12 protein-coding genes and 1 pseudogene are annotated in these 15403 nt (G+C 57.2%); 10 read left to right on the top strand and 3 right to left on the bottom strand.

Features of this window, described 5'->3' with window-relative positions:
- Positions 1-13 precede the first annotated feature (13 nt).
- The gene (locus HMPREF0574_RS03730; protein ID WP_004007358.1) at positions 14-871 is read right to left on the bottom strand and encodes an RDD family protein; all 858 of its coding nucleotides are present in this window, start codon (positions 869-871) and stop codon (positions 14-16) included.
- Positions 872-991: 120 nt separating this feature from the next.
- Between HMPREF0574_RS03730 and HMPREF0574_RS03725 the strand changes: the two genes are divergently transcribed.
- Entirely contained in the window at positions 992-1873 is an 882-nt protein-coding gene (locus HMPREF0574_RS03725; RefSeq protein ID WP_370446373.1) for a stage II sporulation protein M, read from the top strand.
- 13 nt (positions 1874-1886) lie between these two features.
- Here the strand turns inward: HMPREF0574_RS03725 and HMPREF0574_RS03720 are convergent, their stop codons facing one another.
- Complete coding sequence (locus tag HMPREF0574_RS03720) at positions 1887-2876, bottom strand: L,D-transpeptidase (protein WP_004007356.1); 990 nt, start codon at positions 2874-2876, stop codon at positions 1887-1889.
- 20 nt (positions 2877-2896) lie between these two features.
- Positions 2897-4375 carry a L,D-transpeptidase gene (locus tag HMPREF0574_RS03715; RefSeq protein WP_236585826.1) on the bottom strand — a complete coding sequence of 493 codons (1479 nt, stop codon included), beginning with the start codon at positions 4373-4375 and terminating at the stop codon, positions 2897-2899.
- 291 nt (positions 4376-4666) lie between these two features.
- Between HMPREF0574_RS03715 and HMPREF0574_RS03710 the strand changes: the two genes are divergently transcribed.
- The 9 genes and pseudogenes from HMPREF0574_RS03710 (at position 4667) to HMPREF0574_RS03665 (ending at position 15277) form a co-directional block, all read left to right on the top strand.
- Entirely contained in the window at positions 4667-5362 is a 696-nt protein-coding gene (locus tag HMPREF0574_RS03710) for a hypothetical protein (protein WP_004007354.1), read from the top strand.
- A gap of 690 nt (positions 5363-6052) precedes the next feature.
- A pseudogene (rpmE, locus tag HMPREF0574_RS03700) lies at positions 6053-6253 on the top strand (50S ribosomal protein L31); the annotation flags it as partial.
- A gap of 195 nt (positions 6254-6448) precedes the next feature.
- Positions 6449-7552, top strand: coding sequence for a peptide chain release factor 1 (gene prfA, locus HMPREF0574_RS03695; RefSeq protein ID WP_004007351.1), 1104 nt, complete (start codon positions 6449-6451; stop codon positions 7550-7552).
- A gap of 126 nt (positions 7553-7678) precedes the next feature.
- Positions 7679-8551 carry a N5-glutamine methyltransferase family protein gene (locus HMPREF0574_RS03690; protein ID WP_004007350.1) on the top strand — a complete coding sequence of 291 codons (873 nt, stop codon included), beginning with the start codon at positions 7679-7681 and terminating at the stop codon, positions 8549-8551.
- A gap of 230 nt (positions 8552-8781) precedes the next feature.
- On the top strand, positions 8782-10869 hold the full coding sequence (locus tag HMPREF0574_RS03685; RefSeq protein ID WP_004007348.1) for an efflux RND transporter periplasmic adaptor subunit: 2088 nt from the start codon (positions 8782-8784) through the stop codon (positions 10867-10869).
- Positions 10866-11672, top strand: a complete 807-nt coding sequence (locus HMPREF0574_RS03680) for an ABC transporter ATP-binding protein (RefSeq protein WP_004007347.1) — start codon at positions 10866-10868, stop codon at positions 11670-11672. The genes HMPREF0574_RS03685 and HMPREF0574_RS03680 overlap by 4 nt, the downstream gene beginning before the upstream one ends.
- On the top strand, positions 11669-13039 hold the full coding sequence (locus HMPREF0574_RS03675) for an ABC transporter permease (RefSeq protein WP_004007346.1): 1371 nt from the start codon (positions 11669-11671) through the stop codon (positions 13037-13039). The genes HMPREF0574_RS03680 and HMPREF0574_RS03675 overlap by 4 nt, the downstream gene beginning before the upstream one ends.
- Positions 13040-13123: 84 nt before the next feature.
- Positions 13124-14662, top strand: a complete 1539-nt coding sequence (locus tag HMPREF0574_RS03670) for an ATP-binding protein (protein WP_004007345.1) — start codon at positions 13124-13126, stop codon at positions 14660-14662.
- 126 nt (positions 14663-14788) lie between these two features.
- Positions 14789-15277 (top strand): response regulator, encoded by a 489-nt coding sequence (locus tag HMPREF0574_RS03665; protein ID WP_004007344.1) that lies wholly within the window; start codon positions 14789-14791, stop codon positions 15275-15277.
- Positions 15278-15403: the final 126 nt, after the last annotated feature.

Raw genomic sequence — 15403 nt, 5'->3', positions numbered from 1 at the left:
CGAGGGCGAGACGCTAAATCCCGTATCGCGAGCCAGACACCGCGGAAAGTCTCTGTTCCAAACGTGCCTGAATCGCAGCGTTCGTGCGATACTCGGCGTCCCGGCGCAGCACCAGGACCGCGGCGATGAAGCGCTCTGGGTCAGTTCCGGGGGGCGGTGGTGGATACACCCTGTTCACCAGGGCGGTGGCGAGCGCTTGGGCGGTGCGCTGACGGTGGATTGGGTCCATCTTGGTGGCGCTTTGCAAAAACCGGCGTGCTGCTACGGTGGTGACCCCGTCAAGCTCTCCGACGTTGGCGTCCCCTGCCCAATCTGCCAGCTCCGGAGCCATCAGCAGCGGTCTACGGGTCACTCCGGACGCCTCGGAAACGGCGTAAGTTCCGGCGAAAATATCCCCGATGCGTTTGCCTCTCCGGTTCGTCCATGCCGCAATAATCGCCCCGGCACCCATCGTCATCCATAGCTCGCCCAAGCCAATCAGGGTGCGCACGAAAGCATGGCGCAAAGTGATGGGACCTCCGTCATCACGAACTATGCGCGTCCCCACGATGAAACGTCCCAGCGATTTGCCGCGGGTCAGCGTCTCAACCAGCATCGGCACCAAAAACAGCCATACCGCCGTGACTATCGAGATGAACGCGGCGACTTGTGCCTCGTTGGAAAAAAATGGAATCTCGTCGCCGTCACCGCGCAGCTCCATAATCAGGAACAGGATTTCGTAAGTAATAATCATCCCTAAAATCACGACGATGGCATCGACAATAGCTGCCGCGACGCGCAAAAATAGTGACGCCGGCTGCACCAGCAGGGCGATGGCTTCACCGGTGATGACCACGTCGGGTCGGATTTTCGTTCCGCTAAATTGTTCCATTGAGTATAAATTAGCAGCATGGACATCGATGCGTATACCGCAGGGCGGACTGAGGACTGGAAACGCCTGGCGGCGTTAAACCGCAAACCCCGTCTGAGCGGGGCAGAAATCGACGAACTGATGGGGCTATATCACCGCGCTAGTGCGGATTTGGCGACTATCACTTCCGTACCGACTGACCCGGATGTCGTGTTGGATTTGACGAATCTGGTGTCCACGGCACGAGGGCGTATCGGGGGGACGCGCCGGACGTTTCGGGAGTCCGTGGGCGGGTTCTTTACCGTGACTCTGCCCCTGGCGCTGTATCGAATTGGACCGGTTTTCCTGGCGCTGCTGGCGTTATCGCTGATTACCGCGGTGTTTACGGGCTTTTGGATCTATACCCATCCCGAGATTCTGCTGGCGCAGCAAACCGAGATTGAGATGCGCCAATATGCCGAAGATTCTTTCAAAGCCTATTATTCAAACTATCCTGCCCCGGATTTTGCTGCCCAAGTGTGGACCAATAACGCGACGATTGCCGTGATGATGGTGGCTATGTTCTTTACCGGTGCCTATCCGGTCTACCAGTTGTTGATGAACTTCGCCAATGTGGGGGTGGCAGGAGCCATCATGGCAAAGTACGGTGATTTGGGGATTTTCTTCGGGCTTATCACCCCTCACGGGTTGCTGGAACTGTCTTGTATCGTGTTGTCTTGCGCCGCGGCGCTGCGGCTGTTTTGGGCGTTGTTTGTGCCCGGTGAGGATCCACGCATGGTGTCCTTGGCGCGGGCAGGTCGCCAGTTCGGACCGGTGGCAGCCGGGCTGATTATCCTGCTGGGGATTTCGGGGCTAGAAGAAGCGTTCTTGACGCCGTCTGCATTGTTGACACCGGTAAAGATAGCGGTGGCATTGGTGGTTTATGCGGTCCTCGTGGCGTGGATTGTGGTTTTCGGTCGACGCGCGCAGCGCGCCGGTTTGACTGGGGATTTGGACGAATCAGCTGCTGGTTACGTCGCGTAGCGGACCGGCGGACTTACGGGTGCGTCACCACCGTGGTGTTGGTGTCCGCCCAATCCCACATCCACTTGGCATCGTCGGGACGCATATTGACGCAGCCGTGCGAACCGGTATCGGGAGTATAGACGAAACTGGTGCGCCACGGTGCGGGGTGGAGGGCGAACCCCTTGTGAAAATACTGGATATAGTTCGCCGGCTCGGAATACGGTCCGTCAAACCCGATCCCGGTCATGTCTTGGAACGGAACTCGTGAATAAATCTTGAACACGCCCTGCACGGTGGGGGCGAGCCGGTGTCCGTGAACGACCGGGACTGGTCCCATGACCAGCTTATCGCCTTCGTAGGCTGCCAAAGTGTGGGTGGTCAGGTTGACGTCAACCCATTTCTCATTGGGTTGGGGGTGGTAGGTCAGCGGCGGATCTGCCACCACGGTGTCATCGAAACCGGCGTGGCGGGGAGACAGCTTTCCGGCGACTTTCACGTTGCCGGTGCTGCTGTGCAGGGCTGTTTTAATCTGGGTAACCAGGCTGTTCGGGTGGTCTACCGTCGCCCCATTGACCGGATCTTTCAGCAGGCTCACCAGGCGACCCGCACTGTCCACCTGTCGTTTTCCGTTTACGGCGGTTTTTTCGACTTGGGAGGTGCAGGAGTGTACCCATTGAGTAATCGCGTTGACGTTGAACTGGGGCTTGGGCAGCGGCTGAGGACTGAGCTGTTTGGTGGGTTGCGGTACCGGCTGCAGCCAGGAGCAAACCTGGTCGGGCTTAGCTAAAAAGCTTTTGCTCCCCAGACGCAAAGTGACGCTGCGCTGACATGCTGCCTGGCGCGCAGCGCTGATTTGGGCAGACTGCTCCGGGCTCCACACCGGCGGGTGGCTAAATGTCAGCCAGCTCGCTCCGAACACCAGCAGCAACGCTGCCCCGAGCGCGAGTGAGCCGGGGTGGGATGTGAGCGACCCACGCCGATGCTGCGGCGTCAAATGCGTCGGATGATACGGGAAGGGCATCCATGGAACCTTTCGAATACCTAGAGGACCCCAGCCCTGTGGATGACCACCGGAGTTCCCACTCGAGCCCAGTTGAACAGCTCTTTGGCATTGGCGGGCTTTAAGTTTACGCAGCCGTGTGACCCACCGTAGTTCGTCTGCACCCAATTCCAGCGAGTATTGGTGCCGTGTACGGCGTAGTCGCCGTGATAATACATGGTCCAGGGGCTCCACGTGTCATAAGCGCCGTCCCAGGCGTTATCGTTTTTCATGTGGGCGTTCACCAGTTTGGTTTGGACGTGAAAAATTCCGGGATAGGTCGGGGATGGCAGCGATCCGTGGACTGCTTCGACGGGTCCCCACACAACTTTGTCGCCTTCCCAAGCCGCTACGGTGTGGTTGGTCAGGTCGATACTGATGAACTTTTCCCCCGGCTTGGCTTTGTAGGGCGGGCGGGGCAGGTTTTCGTCCACGACCGTGTCGTGAAATTTGCCTTCCTGGACTGCCATTTCAAAAACGCCGCGATAGTTTTGTCCGGCTTTCAGGGCGGCGGTGATTTCGGCGGCGATGGTCTCATTGTTCGAGACTTTCTTGGAGTCCAGAGCCATTTTGGTCAGGGTCAACAGGTAGCCATCTTTCGTCATGGTGCGTTCGCCGGGACCATGGTTCACGTCGATTTTTTCGTCGGTAAACGTTTTTAGCCAATCCAGCACTTTCTTTTCGCTGATGACCGGTCCGTTCTCGGTGACTTCGACCCATTGGGCTTTGTCTGCCGGGGGAATGACATGCCCGACTTTGCGACCAATCAGGTTTACTTTCGGGGCAATCAGTTCGTTTCCGGTCTTTGCCCAAGTTTTCAGCTGTGCATCCGGGGCGATGGGGGAAACTTTGGTCAGTTTCACCTTGAGGGTTTGTTTCATCTGGGTCTTCCAGGTTTTTTGAGCGGCGGCGATGACGATTTTCGGGTCGACGCCTTGCCCAGCGCTGCCCGCCTGCACCTCAAAAGTGCCGCGTTCACTGTTAAATCCCAGATGCGGGTCAGCGACGGTGTCGGGTCGTCCAGCGGTCAGGGCACGAGCGGCCTGGGTGGCGACGACTTTATCAAGGGTGAAAAGGGGGGTGACCTGGCGTTCTTTGACGGTGGACGCCAAGACTTCGCCCAGGTTGTGGTTGGCTTTCATCACGACAGCGGCGGTGCCGGGAACGTCGCAGTCCAAACCCATCTGTCCCAGACTCAAGGATTTTTGGGGAATGTCTCCGCTAAAGGTGACGCGCAGATTTTGGCAGTTGTCGGTCAAGCTACGTTTCAATGCGTTGGGGGTCTGGCCTCCGACATCATGCTTTCCCAGCATCGTGTGGGGCAGGACCAAGTTTGCATAGTGCGTGGCATACGCCCAGCTGCCACCTGCCAGGGCAAGGGCGAGAACCCCCACGGTGATGCTGGTAATCACAGGCCAGCGACGTTTTTGCTTGACAACACCACGAATCTCTAAAGTGGGGTTCAAATTGTCTGCTGTCATTGCCACCTCTCCATCCTCGTTAATCATAGCTGAAACCTGTTGTTCCCCAAGTGAATGATTGTCTGAGCACTTTGACGTTTCAAGTGGATGATCTGCGCTATTTATTTCACTGGGATCACTTACAGTCTGTCATCTGACTGACTGTAAGTGGATGGTCGCTGGGCATACTTAATCAAATAATTAACCCTAGTTTTCAACGGAGAATCGCGCTACAATGAAATAGCGCAGGAGGTCGGCGGCGTGTCTCGTTCAGCGCGTTTTTAAGCCATTCAACGTTTAGGGGGAAATTTTATGAAATCCCTGATTTATGGAGTGGTGAGCATTTTAGCTTTGGGCTTAGCAGCCACTTTGCCAGCACAAGCCGCTGAGTACCGCGAGGTCACGGATTCCCTCACAGGAGCAACTCTGAAAATTTGGAACGAGGGTAATTGCGAGTCTTTCCGTGTCAATGAGGTGGTTCGAAACGATAGAAATGACAGAGTCGTAAAGCTCGCATATGATATTGATGCTTCTTGCAGGGTTTCGAACTTTACCAGCAGCTTTGAAAACCTACCCGCTAAGACGCAGCTGACCAGCAGTACCCGGTCGGGCTACCAGTGTAAGACGCTCTACACCAACCATTATTTGAAGGATCCCGTTGGCTTAGTTATTTCAAGTCTGAAAATGAACAGCTTGATGTGCTGGAACGGGAGTATGAGTTATTTCAGTGCTCCCGGATACGCCAACGCAACCGCGCCATTATCCTGGAACCATGTTGTGAATAATGCACGTTTTACCTCGATTGGAGACACTGTTGGTAGGAACGCGCGAATTAGTGCAGTCGCGGATTTTAAAACTGACTTTGTTACCTGCAGGGGTAAAACCTACAACATGAGCAATTCGGCTACTTCTAATCCCAACGGCAGTTATTCAGCTGGTTTTTCGCATGATTTGCGAGGCTGCATAGTTGATACGGTACACGCAGAAACGAGTCATTATGCGCGCTAGGACTGCTTTTGCTCTGGTTGGATTGGCGCTAATCGTTTGCAGTGTCATTCCCACCCCGTTCTTCTCGAACGCTTCACTGCCCTCAGTTTTCGCACATTCAGGGGTTTCCCTAGTGTATTTGCTAGGAATACTTTTGGTTTTGCCCTTTGCGTGGCGTGTTCCGTCTTCACCCTTTCGGGGTGCAGTTCCGGTATTTGTACTCACGGCAATGGTAGGACTTTATCTGATTGCTTGCGGAATCATGCTGACACATTTTCAAATACGTCCTGACATAGAGTTTCTACCGGCTACAGTAGTTACTCTCAGCAGTTTATTGGCAGCTTTTGTCCTGCTACTGGTGATGTTAGTGCGTTTTCGTGATCAACTGGGCAAATGGATCGGATTCATTTGCCTTCTCTGTTCGGCAGGGACAAACCTAGAGATGTTCACTGGATGGGTAATCACACTGCTTGCTGTCGTGGTTTTCCTGACCCAAATGGCTCACTATTGGCTTACTGTCCGACGTGTTCCTGCAATTACGGTCAACGACGCTATCTAGGGATTCTGGCTAACCAGCGGGTGTTGCTGCACAGTCTCGGTAGCGCTAGTTGGTGTGACTTTGTGGATTGTGGCATAATAGACCCTTGGTTTTTCCGGTTCACCCTAAGCCTCCGCCGCGGGACCCGGAGCCTTTATACCCAAGGAGTAATCATGAAACAGGGAATCCACCCCGAATACGTATTGACCGAGGTCACCTGCACCTGCGGAAACAGCTTTACCACTCACTCCACCCTGACTTCCGGTCAGATGCGTGTGGATGTGTGCTCGGCTTGCCACCCGTTCTATACCGGCAAGCAAAAGATTCTTGACACCGGTGGTCGTGTGGCTCGCTTCGAGGCTCGCTACGCCAAGTTTAACGATGCCAAGAAGAAAGCTGCAGATAAAGCTAAGAAAGACGCCGCAAAGGCTTCTGCCGCTGCAGCGGAATAGCAAAACTTTGACACCGGTCGGTACATTTTACCGACCGGTGTCTTTTATTTGCCAGGGACTTCCCTGGTATTTTCCCCGTACTCACCTCGATTTTGAAAGCGAACTGAAAGGTCCGAAATGAGCGACTTTCCTGAAGAATTTGCCGGTGTGGAAGCCCTGCTGGAGGAGTATCACCAGCTTGAGGTGCAGATGAGCGACCCGGACCTGCACTCCAACCAGGCTCATGCCCGCAAGGTCGGTCGCCGTTACGCGGAACTGAGCCGTGTCAACACCGTGGTGCAGAGCTGGTTGCAGGCGCGTGACGACTTGGAAGCCGGGCGCGAAATGGCAGGCGAGGACCCGGACTTTGCGGCGGAAATCCCCGGTCTTGAAGCCGCTTTTGAGCAAGCCAACGCTGATTTGATTGAGGCTCTGACCCCGCGGGATCCTGACGATGCCCGTGACGTGATTATGGAAATCAAAGCCGGTGAGGGCGGCGAGGAATCTGCCCTGTTTGCTGGTGATTTGATGCGGATGTACCAGCATTACGCCGAAAAGATGGGCTGGGCGGTACAGGTGCTGGGCTTGACTGAATCCGACCTTGGTGGAGTCAAAGACGCTTCGATTGCGTTCAAAGCGAAAGGCAACCCCTCCCCGGAGGAAGGCGTGTGGGCACACCTGAAGTACGAGGGCGGGGTGCACCGGGTCCAGCGCGTGCCGGTCACCGAGTCCCAGGGGCGCATCCACACTTCGGCAGCAGGCGTGCTGGTCATGCCGGAGGCTGAGGAAACCGGAGACATCGAGATTGACCCTAATGACCTGCGCATTGACGTGTACCGTTCCTCAGGACCGGGGGGTCAGTCCGTGAACACCACCGACTCGGCGGTGCGCATCACCCACCTGCCCACCGGAATCGTGGTGTCGATGCAAAACGAAAAGTCCCAGCTGCAAAACAAAGAAGCGGGGATGCGGGTGCTGCGTTCCCGCCTGATGCAGTTGGAGGCAGAGAAGCGCGAGGCTGAAGCGGCTGAGGCGCGCGCCTCCCAGGTCCGCACCGTGGACCGCTCCGAGCGAATCCGCACCTACAACTTCCCGGAAAACCGCATCGCTGACCACCGCACCGGCTACAAGGCTTACAACCTGGACCAGGTGCTCAACGGCGACCTGGCTCCGGTCATCCAATCCGCTATTGATGCCGACGAAGCCGCCCGCCTGGCGGCAGTGGGCAAGTCCGCCCACTAACCACCCCGGCTCAAACCTCCCCATAGCGCCGGTCTGTCAGACCTGGCAATCCAGGCGAAACAGCAGGTTTGACGCCCGTGGATTCGCCGCATAGGTGTGTATTTCCCAGACGGCGGAAGGAATTCGATGCAGATACCCCAGCAAGCGGCAGCGCGGTCGGCGCTCAATGACGCGGCTTTCGTGTTGAGCGAGGCCGGAATCAACAATGCTCCCGGTGAAGCGCGCCTACTGCTGGAGCACGTCTTGGGTCACCGACCCGGCTACGGCGAGCGCCTGGACGGGGCTACCTGGCAACGGTTCTTTGAGCTGGTCGGACAGCGCGCCACCAGAGTCCCGTTGCAGCACGTTATGGGGATAATGTACTTTCGCCACCTGACTCTGCGCGCCCGCCCCGGAGTGTTTGTGGTGCGTCCCGAGACGGAGTGGGTCGCACAAGGGGCCATCGACGCGGCGGCGGATTGGGTGCGGCAAGGGGTCGCTCCGCGGGTGCTGGACCTCGGCTGCGGTTCGGGGGCTCTGGGATTGTCTATTGCTTCCGAGGTCCCCCAGTCGGTGCTGACCAGCGTGGATGTGTCAGAAGCGGCGGTGGAATTGACGGCGGAAAACGCCCGGTTTACCGGAGTGGCGGCGCGAGTCCTACACGCTGACGCTACCGACCCGCAAACGCTGCGCAACGCCCTTGTGTGTGCCGAAATCCCACCACAATTCCACGTTATCGCCACTAACCCGCCCTACGTGGTCGACCCGGTCACGCAACCCGAAGCCGCCCAAGACCCGCAGTTGGCACTCTATGGCGGGGGCACTGACGGTTTGGAACGCCCGCGGGCATTTTTGGCTGCCGCCGCCGCGGTCGCACTGCCGGGAGCCACCATCGTGATGGAACACGCCGAGTCGCAAGGTGAAGCCTTGGTGAAAGCTGCCGAAGCACTCGGACTCAGGGGCGCGCAAACCCGGTGTGACCTGGCAGGACGCCCTCGTTTCTTGCAAGCTATGGCGTGAAGGCTGAGGGCTGGTCAGGGTTAAATCAGGGATATCCCTGATTGCAAGCTGACGGGGAGCCGGGATAATCTGGGACTGTCTCCTCCTGAGGGTTGAGAGCGGCGTATCCGGGCACTGGTAAAGTCTCCTACTTCGGACTGATTTTCCTGGTAACGACGCTTTTGACAGGACGAAATCGTCCCCCGGAGTTTATAGTTTTTCAAAAGCGTTTTTGATAATAAGGAGTTATTGTGAGCGACGAACCTGTGATCACTCCCGTCGATGACCCGACTGTCACCTCTGTCACTGCCGTGGCGGGAGAGGGTTCGGCAAAGTCCTCGAAATCCCTGCTCAAGGACAAGAAAAAGCTGAAATTCGGCAAGAAAAAATCGAGCAAGAAAAAGAAAATCATTATCGGGGTGAGCGTGGTGGCAGTCTTGGTTGTCGCCGGGCTGGTCGTTCCGCCGTTGCTGGGGATAGGGGCGCCCAAGTACGACCCGACTGCCGTTTATCGCGGGGACGTCGCTACCGTTACGAAAGACGACGTGACCAAGAGCCTCAGCATGACCGGCACGCTGAAAAGCGCCAAGAGCATGACCCTGTTTTCGTCGTTGAACTCGAAAGTGCAGACACTGAACGTAAAGCCAGGGGATCGCGTGAGCCGGGGGCAGTTTTTAGCGCAGCTGGACAGCTCTGAGGCCATGTCCCAGCTGTCCAGTCAGCAGTCCCAGCTGAACGAGAGTCGCGTCACCCAGCAAAACAGCATTGATGAGGCTGCGCAAAATTACCAAAACGCCAAAAGTGCCTTGGATCAGGGCTTGAACCAGGATATTCGCGGGGCACAGACCGCCCTGCACGAAGCGCAGAACGAATATGTGAAAGCATCCCGCGCTTATGACCAGATGAAGCAGGAAAAGGATAACCGCACTCTGCAAGCTTTGCTGGACCAGGAAAATGCTTTGCGTTCTGCCAATCAAGAAGCTGAAAACGCCAGAATGGAAGCGAACCGGGCGGGAGCCGCGGTGGCAGATGCGAAAACACAGCGCGATATTGCGGCTATTGAAAGGGACTCCGCTAAGGACGATTTAGCACTGGCGAGGAAAGAACTAGAGCGAATTAAGAAGGACCCGACACTGAAAGCTGATCCGAATAAGCTCGCCGAGCTAATCGAGGCGACCAAGCAACGCATCGCTGAACTGATGTCGGAGGTCAACGCTAAGGATCAAAACGCCGATGCTACCGAGAAAGCTGTCAAGAACGCGTGGTCCCAGCAGGCTCAAGCCAAGCAAGCCGCCAATCACGCTAGCGAAAACTTGGGCATGGCACGGCGCCAATTCCGCGCTGCGCTGCGCCAGATTGACTCCCAAATCGCCGATGCGGGCGATGCGGTAGCCAAGGCGCAAACCGGCGTCTCTGACGCCAAAGTCGCCCTGGACTCTGCCAAAATCCATGCCGCCCAGGAAGTGAACTCAAATCTGCGGGCATTGCGGGCGGCACAAGCCACTGCCGGCTCGGGTATGGCAGAAGGTCAGAGCGCCATCCAAAAGCTGCGGGCAGACATTAGCTCGGCGCACGTGACGTCCCCGATGGCAGGCATTGTGACCTCCGTAACTGCCAAGGTCGGTGCCGCGCCGGAAGGCTCCCTGATGACGGTGGAAGACGATCAAAATATGGTCATTGAAACCCAGATTAAAGAATCTGGGGTCGCCAAGCTCAACGTGGGTAACCAGGTCACTTTTACCACCCCCGCCACCGGAGACAAGGAATTCACGGGGACCGTGGCATTTATCTCTCCGGCAGCCGTCGACCAGACCGCTGCGCCGTCCGGTCCGGGTGCTGACCAGGGTGTTAACAGCGGGAGCGGGAGTGGAAATACCTCGGTTATGTTCCCGGTGCAGATTACGGTGACGGGCGATTTACAGGGCTTGCGCCTGGGTTCTACTGCCAAGGTTAAGGCGATTATCGCCGGGCAAAAGAACGCTTTGACCGTGCCAAAAGGTGCCCTCATTGATTCTGCCACCCCGGTAGACGGTCAGGACTCGCACTCTCCCGAGGGTTCCGTTTCCGGAGGAATGACGGGACCGGGGATGTCTGCTGATGATGGTCCAAAGTCTGTGCTGGTGGTCGAAAACCCTGACTCGGAACAGCCGAAGATTCGTGAAGTCCAGGTGGAAGTCCTGGTGGAAGGCAACGGCATGGCAGCGATCAAGGGTAAAGGCATCAAAGACGGCACATCCGTGCTGGATAACGCCATGAACTATCTCGACTTGATTGGAGAGACTGGTCACTATGTCGACACTCCACAGACAATGGAGCAGACAGATGGAGCGATGGGATGATGAGCCTGCCGGTAGGTCATGCTGAGGGTCAGGTTATTGCACCAGCGTCCCCTCCCGCGCTCGCTCCGCAGGGTGGCGGTCAGTCGGGGGCGGTAGCACCGCAGCCGGTCATCCAGTTGAGCGACATTTACAAGGGGTTCTTTCTGGGTACCGACCACGAGCTAACTGTGTTGAAGGGTGTAAACCTGGCAATTTATCCGGGAGAGTTTGTGTCCATCGTGGGGTCCTCCGGTTCGGGCAAGTCCACCCTGATGAACATTATCGGACTGCTGGATCGACCCACTTCGGGCCGTTACCTGTTGGGAGACGTGGATATTTCCGAAGCTGACGATAACGAAGCCGCGTTGATACGCTCGCTTTCCATCGGGTTCGTGTTTCAAAACTTTAACCTGGTGGGACGTACCGATGCGTTAAAGAACGTAGAACTGCCCATGATGTATGCCGGAGTAGGGCGTGCTCAGCGGCGTGAACGGGCGCTGAAACTGTTGGAACTGGTCGGCATGAGCGAACGGATTCACCATCAGCCCAGCGAGTTGTCCGGCGGGCAAAAGCAGCGGGTGGCGATTGCGCGCGCGATGGCCAATGACCCGGACATTATTTTGGCAGATGAGCCGACCGGTGCTTTGGACACCGCCACAGGTTTGATGGTCATGGACCTGTTCCACCGGCTGCACCGCGAGCAGGGTAAAACCATCGTGTTGATTACCCACAACCCCGAGCTTGCCGAGCAAACTCAGCGCATCTTTACCATGGTGGACGGCGTGCTGGGCGAGGGTGTGTCGACCAAAGGAGGCGCTCAATGACTTTCGGAGAAAACGTGCGCCTGGCCCTGGCGGGACTGTGGGCGAACAAGATGCGAGCCATTCTGACTCTGCTGGGTATCATCATCGGGATTGCTTCCGTGGTGGCGATTCTCACTATCTCTCGCGGGGTGACCAGCGCGGTGACGGACTCGTTGGGTTCTCTGGGAGGGCAGGATATGTACCTCTCGGTGGATACCAAAGAAAACATCGCCAAGAATAAATCTCACGAAGATTCGCCTGGTACGGAAGATGACGGCAGCATGCCCGCAGAGCCTGATGAAGAGGATGAGGACATGTCCGGGAATGACGGTACCAGCTCGGCTGGTGCGGATAGCGACGGCGACGACCAATATCTGACTCCGGAAATCCTGGACCAGATCCGTGAGGAGTTTTCCGACCAAATCAAAGGTATCAGCGTGCAAGGGGCGGGTGGCTACGGCACCGCTACGGGCACAGGCGGAGACGTGGACGCGGATGTGCAAACCACCAACCAAGATTTCCTCATCGGGTCAAACATGGAACTGGTCGCCGGTCGCGGTTTTGAAGACAGCGAAGTGGACAGTGCGGACACGGTGGCAGTCGTCACTGACGAAATAGCGAAAAAACTGTTCGGGGGAGCGGCGCAAAACGCCGTGGGTCAGAGTTTCGAGTTCGACAGCGACGAGTCCCAAACGACTTTCCAAGTCATCGGGGTCGTCCGGCAGGTACAAATGAAAGGGGCTGCCGCTGCCCTCCTCGGCGGGGGCGGAGGGTCGAGTGGAACGACCTTTTATATCCCCTACACCCTGGAAGAGGAAGTTACCGGCACCAAAGAACCCGGTTTTAACTGGGCGACCGTGCGCCCGGTTCCCGGTACTGATGCGAAGGCTTTGAAACACGATTTGCAGGAGTTCTTGGATAAAACCTGGGCTGACTCCGAGTATGGAGTGCAAATTGATTCTATGGATTCAATGATGGACCAGGTTAAGAACGTCTTTTCCACTATCGCTATGGGGCTGTCGGTGATTGCGGGTCTGAGTTTGCTGGTCGGCGGTATTGGGGTGATGAACATCATGCTGGTGTCGGTCACTGAACGTACCAGGGAGATAGGCATTCGCAAAGCCCTGGGGGCGACCCAGTGGAATATCCGGCTACAGTTCCTGGTTGAAGCCATGATGGTGTGTCTGTTGGGAGGTCTTCTCGGAGTGGCGTTTGGTGGTCTCGCGGGATATTTGGGAGCTAACGCGATGGGTAATCCCGCGATTCCACCCCTGGGTGGAGTGCTGTTCTCGCTGGCGTTCTCGCTTGGTATCGGGATTTTCTTCGGTTACTATCCAGCGTCCAAAGCTGCCAAACTCGACCCTATCGAGGCGCTGCGTTACGAGTAGTCGGAGTCTCGTCGACCTGATCCAAAACAATCCTCGGCTCGTAAACCTACCTGTGTGCGGGAAAAATTCCGGCATGATAGTGGCATGTACGAAAGACGCTTTGTGTTTGACCTCGAACAGGACGATGAAGAAATCATCGCCGAGATTGTGCGTCGTGCCGAGACTATCTTGGGACCCCAGGAGCGGATTACGTTCCCGGTGGGGGCGCATCTGACTGAGGAAGGTCAGCCAGTTCGCAGCATTATCCTGGCGCTATCGGGCAGTATCGCGCTGGAACGTTCCTCGGCGAGCGGGGACTTACTGATGCACCACGCTTCGACCGGACGTATCATCGGGATGCTATCCTCCGGGGAAGAAATCGGCGCGTTCTTTACCGCCGTGGTGACCGAAGAAGTCGTGGGAATCGAACTGACTCTCGATGAAATGAACATGATTATCGCTGGGGACTCACGAGTGTCGCTGCTGGTGGCAGCCCTGTTTATGCGCACTTATGACCGCCGGTTGCGGCGGGCAGAAAACCTCCACATTGAGTCGGCAGTGCTGGCAGACCAACTGGCAGTGCAGCGGGCAAATTTGGCAAAAGCCCTGGAAATACTCCGCGAAACCAGGGAGGAAATGGCTGCCCAAGCCCGGTTTGCCTCACTGGGCGAGTTGGCGGCGGGAGTGGCGCACGAACTCAATAATCCGGTGGCAGCGATTCGCCGCGCCGCAGATTACATTCATGAGGATATACGCATGTTGCTGTCGACCTGCCCGGACTCGACTTGGCGCGACTTGGCTCTGGAGTCCCTGGAAAATGCGGAGGATGCCCCGTTCTTGTCCACCAAGGAAACGCGGGCGCGAAAACGCGAGCTGTTGGCAATCCTCGGAGACGCGAGCCTGGTGGAACGCCTGTCCGTGGCGGGAGTCTACAGCACCGACTTGGCGCGCAACCTCGCCAGAGACCTGCAGGCCGACCCGGACGCGGATCTGGGAGCTTTGGAACAAGCGGCTGCCATCGGCACCAGTCTGCGCAACCTGCGTACCGCCTCGGGACGCATCATTGACCTGGTCGCCTCGCTGCGCTCTTATGCCCGTCCCGATGGGGATCCGGTACAAAACGTCGACATCAACTCCGGGCTGCAGGACACGCTGCGCCTGTTGTCGCATCGCTTAGACAAAATCGACCTCAGCGTGGACTATGGCGACCTGCCGCGGATTTCTTGCCATCCCGGTCAGCTCGACGAAGTGTGGACGAACCTGATTACGAACGCGGTAGAGGCCATGTCCGGCGAGGCTTCAGCCGCCAGCGACGCGGTCGGCAAGCGCCCCACCAATCGAGACGAACTGGCGGGAATGATTGGTCAGCTGACCATCGCGACCAGAGCCCGCGGCGACCAAATCGTCGTGACCTTCCGCGACACCGGATCGGGTATCGCGGCTGACGTCATCGAACACATTTTTGAGCCGCATTTTTCCACCAAGGGCGGCGAAGTGCGGTTTGGAATGGGCATCGGTCTGGGGTTGTGCCGCTCGATTGTGGAAAATCACGGCGGGACCATCCGCCTGGAAAACGTCTCCCACACGAGGGGCACCCTGGCCACCGTGGAATTGCCAATCGCGGGGACTCCCGTCTCGCTTTAGATTCACCAGCCAAGTCGGGCAGGTTTGCGTGGCTCGTCAGTGCTCGTTTTCTGACGTTTAGGGCAAATTTGTCCAAACTTCACGACGGGATGAAAGAATAGGAGCATCCCCAATGAAGGAGAAACCATGAAACTCGCCATCCTAATTCTTGAAGACGAACCGGAAGTTCGTGCCGCCGTGACTCGTGACCTGCTGGGATTTGCGGACACTTTACGCATTGAGCCGGCGGAGGATGTGCCCGATGCCTGGGAGGTTATCGACGAAATCTCTGACGATGGTGATGCCCTGGCGTTGGCGCTGTGCGATCATCGGTTGCCCGGCACGACCGGTATCGAGTTCATGGGCCAGATGATGTCTGACGAACGCACCCAGTTGACTCGCAAAGTCCTGGTGACCGGTCAGGCTGACCTGGCTGACACCGTGCGCGCGGTGAACGAAGCTGGGCTCGATCAGTACGTGGCGAAACCGTGGAAACCCGAGGAGCTGCAAGACGTGGTGCGCACCATGTTGACTGATTACGTAGAGTTGGCGGGCATTGATCCGGTGCCCTATCTCTCAGCCCTGGAGTCGGCGCGGGCAACGGAGTTAACCAAATGGCTCAACCGCCCGGAATAGCCGATTGCTGAGCACGTGGGGTGACAGCGCAATAGGTTAGCGCTTCGGGCGCTTTGGCTTATTGCGCGCTACTGCGGAGCTGCTCCGGGTATTTGTTTTGGTGCCTCGGTCACAAGGGTGGTGGGA

It is taken from the genome of Mobiluncus curtisii subsp. curtisii ATCC 35241 (assembly GCF_000146285.1).
GTDB classification, from domain to species: Bacteria; Actinomycetota; Actinomycetes; order Actinomycetales; family Actinomycetaceae; genus Mobiluncus; species Mobiluncus curtisii.
This window is presented reverse-complemented; position numbering and strand designations above follow the sequence as displayed.

Coding starts and splice junctions, on each gene's coding strand:
- HMPREF0574_RS03730 (WP_004007358.1), bottom strand. CDS start 871: ATGGAACAATTTAGCGGAACGAAAATCCGACCCGACGTGGTCATCACC.
- HMPREF0574_RS03725 (WP_370446373.1), top strand. CDS start 992: ATGGGGCTATATCACCGCGCTAGTGCGGATTTGGCGACTATCACTTCC.
- HMPREF0574_RS03720 (WP_004007356.1), bottom strand. CDS start 2,876: ATGCCCTTCCCGTATCATCCGACGCATTTGACGCCGCAGCATCGGCGT.
- HMPREF0574_RS03715 (WP_236585826.1), bottom strand. CDS start 4,375: ATGACAGCAGACAATTTGAACCCCACTTTAGAGATTCGTGGTGTTGTC.
- HMPREF0574_RS03710 (WP_004007354.1), top strand. CDS start 4,667: ATGAAATCCCTGATTTATGGAGTGGTGAGCATTTTAGCTTTGGGCTTA.
- prfA (WP_004007351.1), top strand. CDS start 6,449: ATGAGCGACTTTCCTGAAGAATTTGCCGGTGTGGAAGCCCTGCTGGAG.
- HMPREF0574_RS03690 (WP_004007350.1), top strand. CDS start 7,679: ATGCAGATACCCCAGCAAGCGGCAGCGCGGTCGGCGCTCAATGACGCG.
- HMPREF0574_RS03680 (WP_004007347.1), top strand. CDS start 10,866: ATGATGAGCCTGCCGGTAGGTCATGCTGAGGGTCAGGTTATTGCACCA.
- HMPREF0574_RS03675 (WP_004007346.1), top strand. CDS start 11,669: ATGACTTTCGGAGAAAACGTGCGCCTGGCCCTGGCGGGACTGTGGGCG.
- HMPREF0574_RS03670 (WP_004007345.1), top strand. CDS start 13,124: ATGTACGAAAGACGCTTTGTGTTTGACCTCGAACAGGACGATGAAGAA.
- HMPREF0574_RS03665 (WP_004007344.1), top strand. CDS start 14,789: ATGAAACTCGCCATCCTAATTCTTGAAGACGAACCGGAAGTTCGTGCC.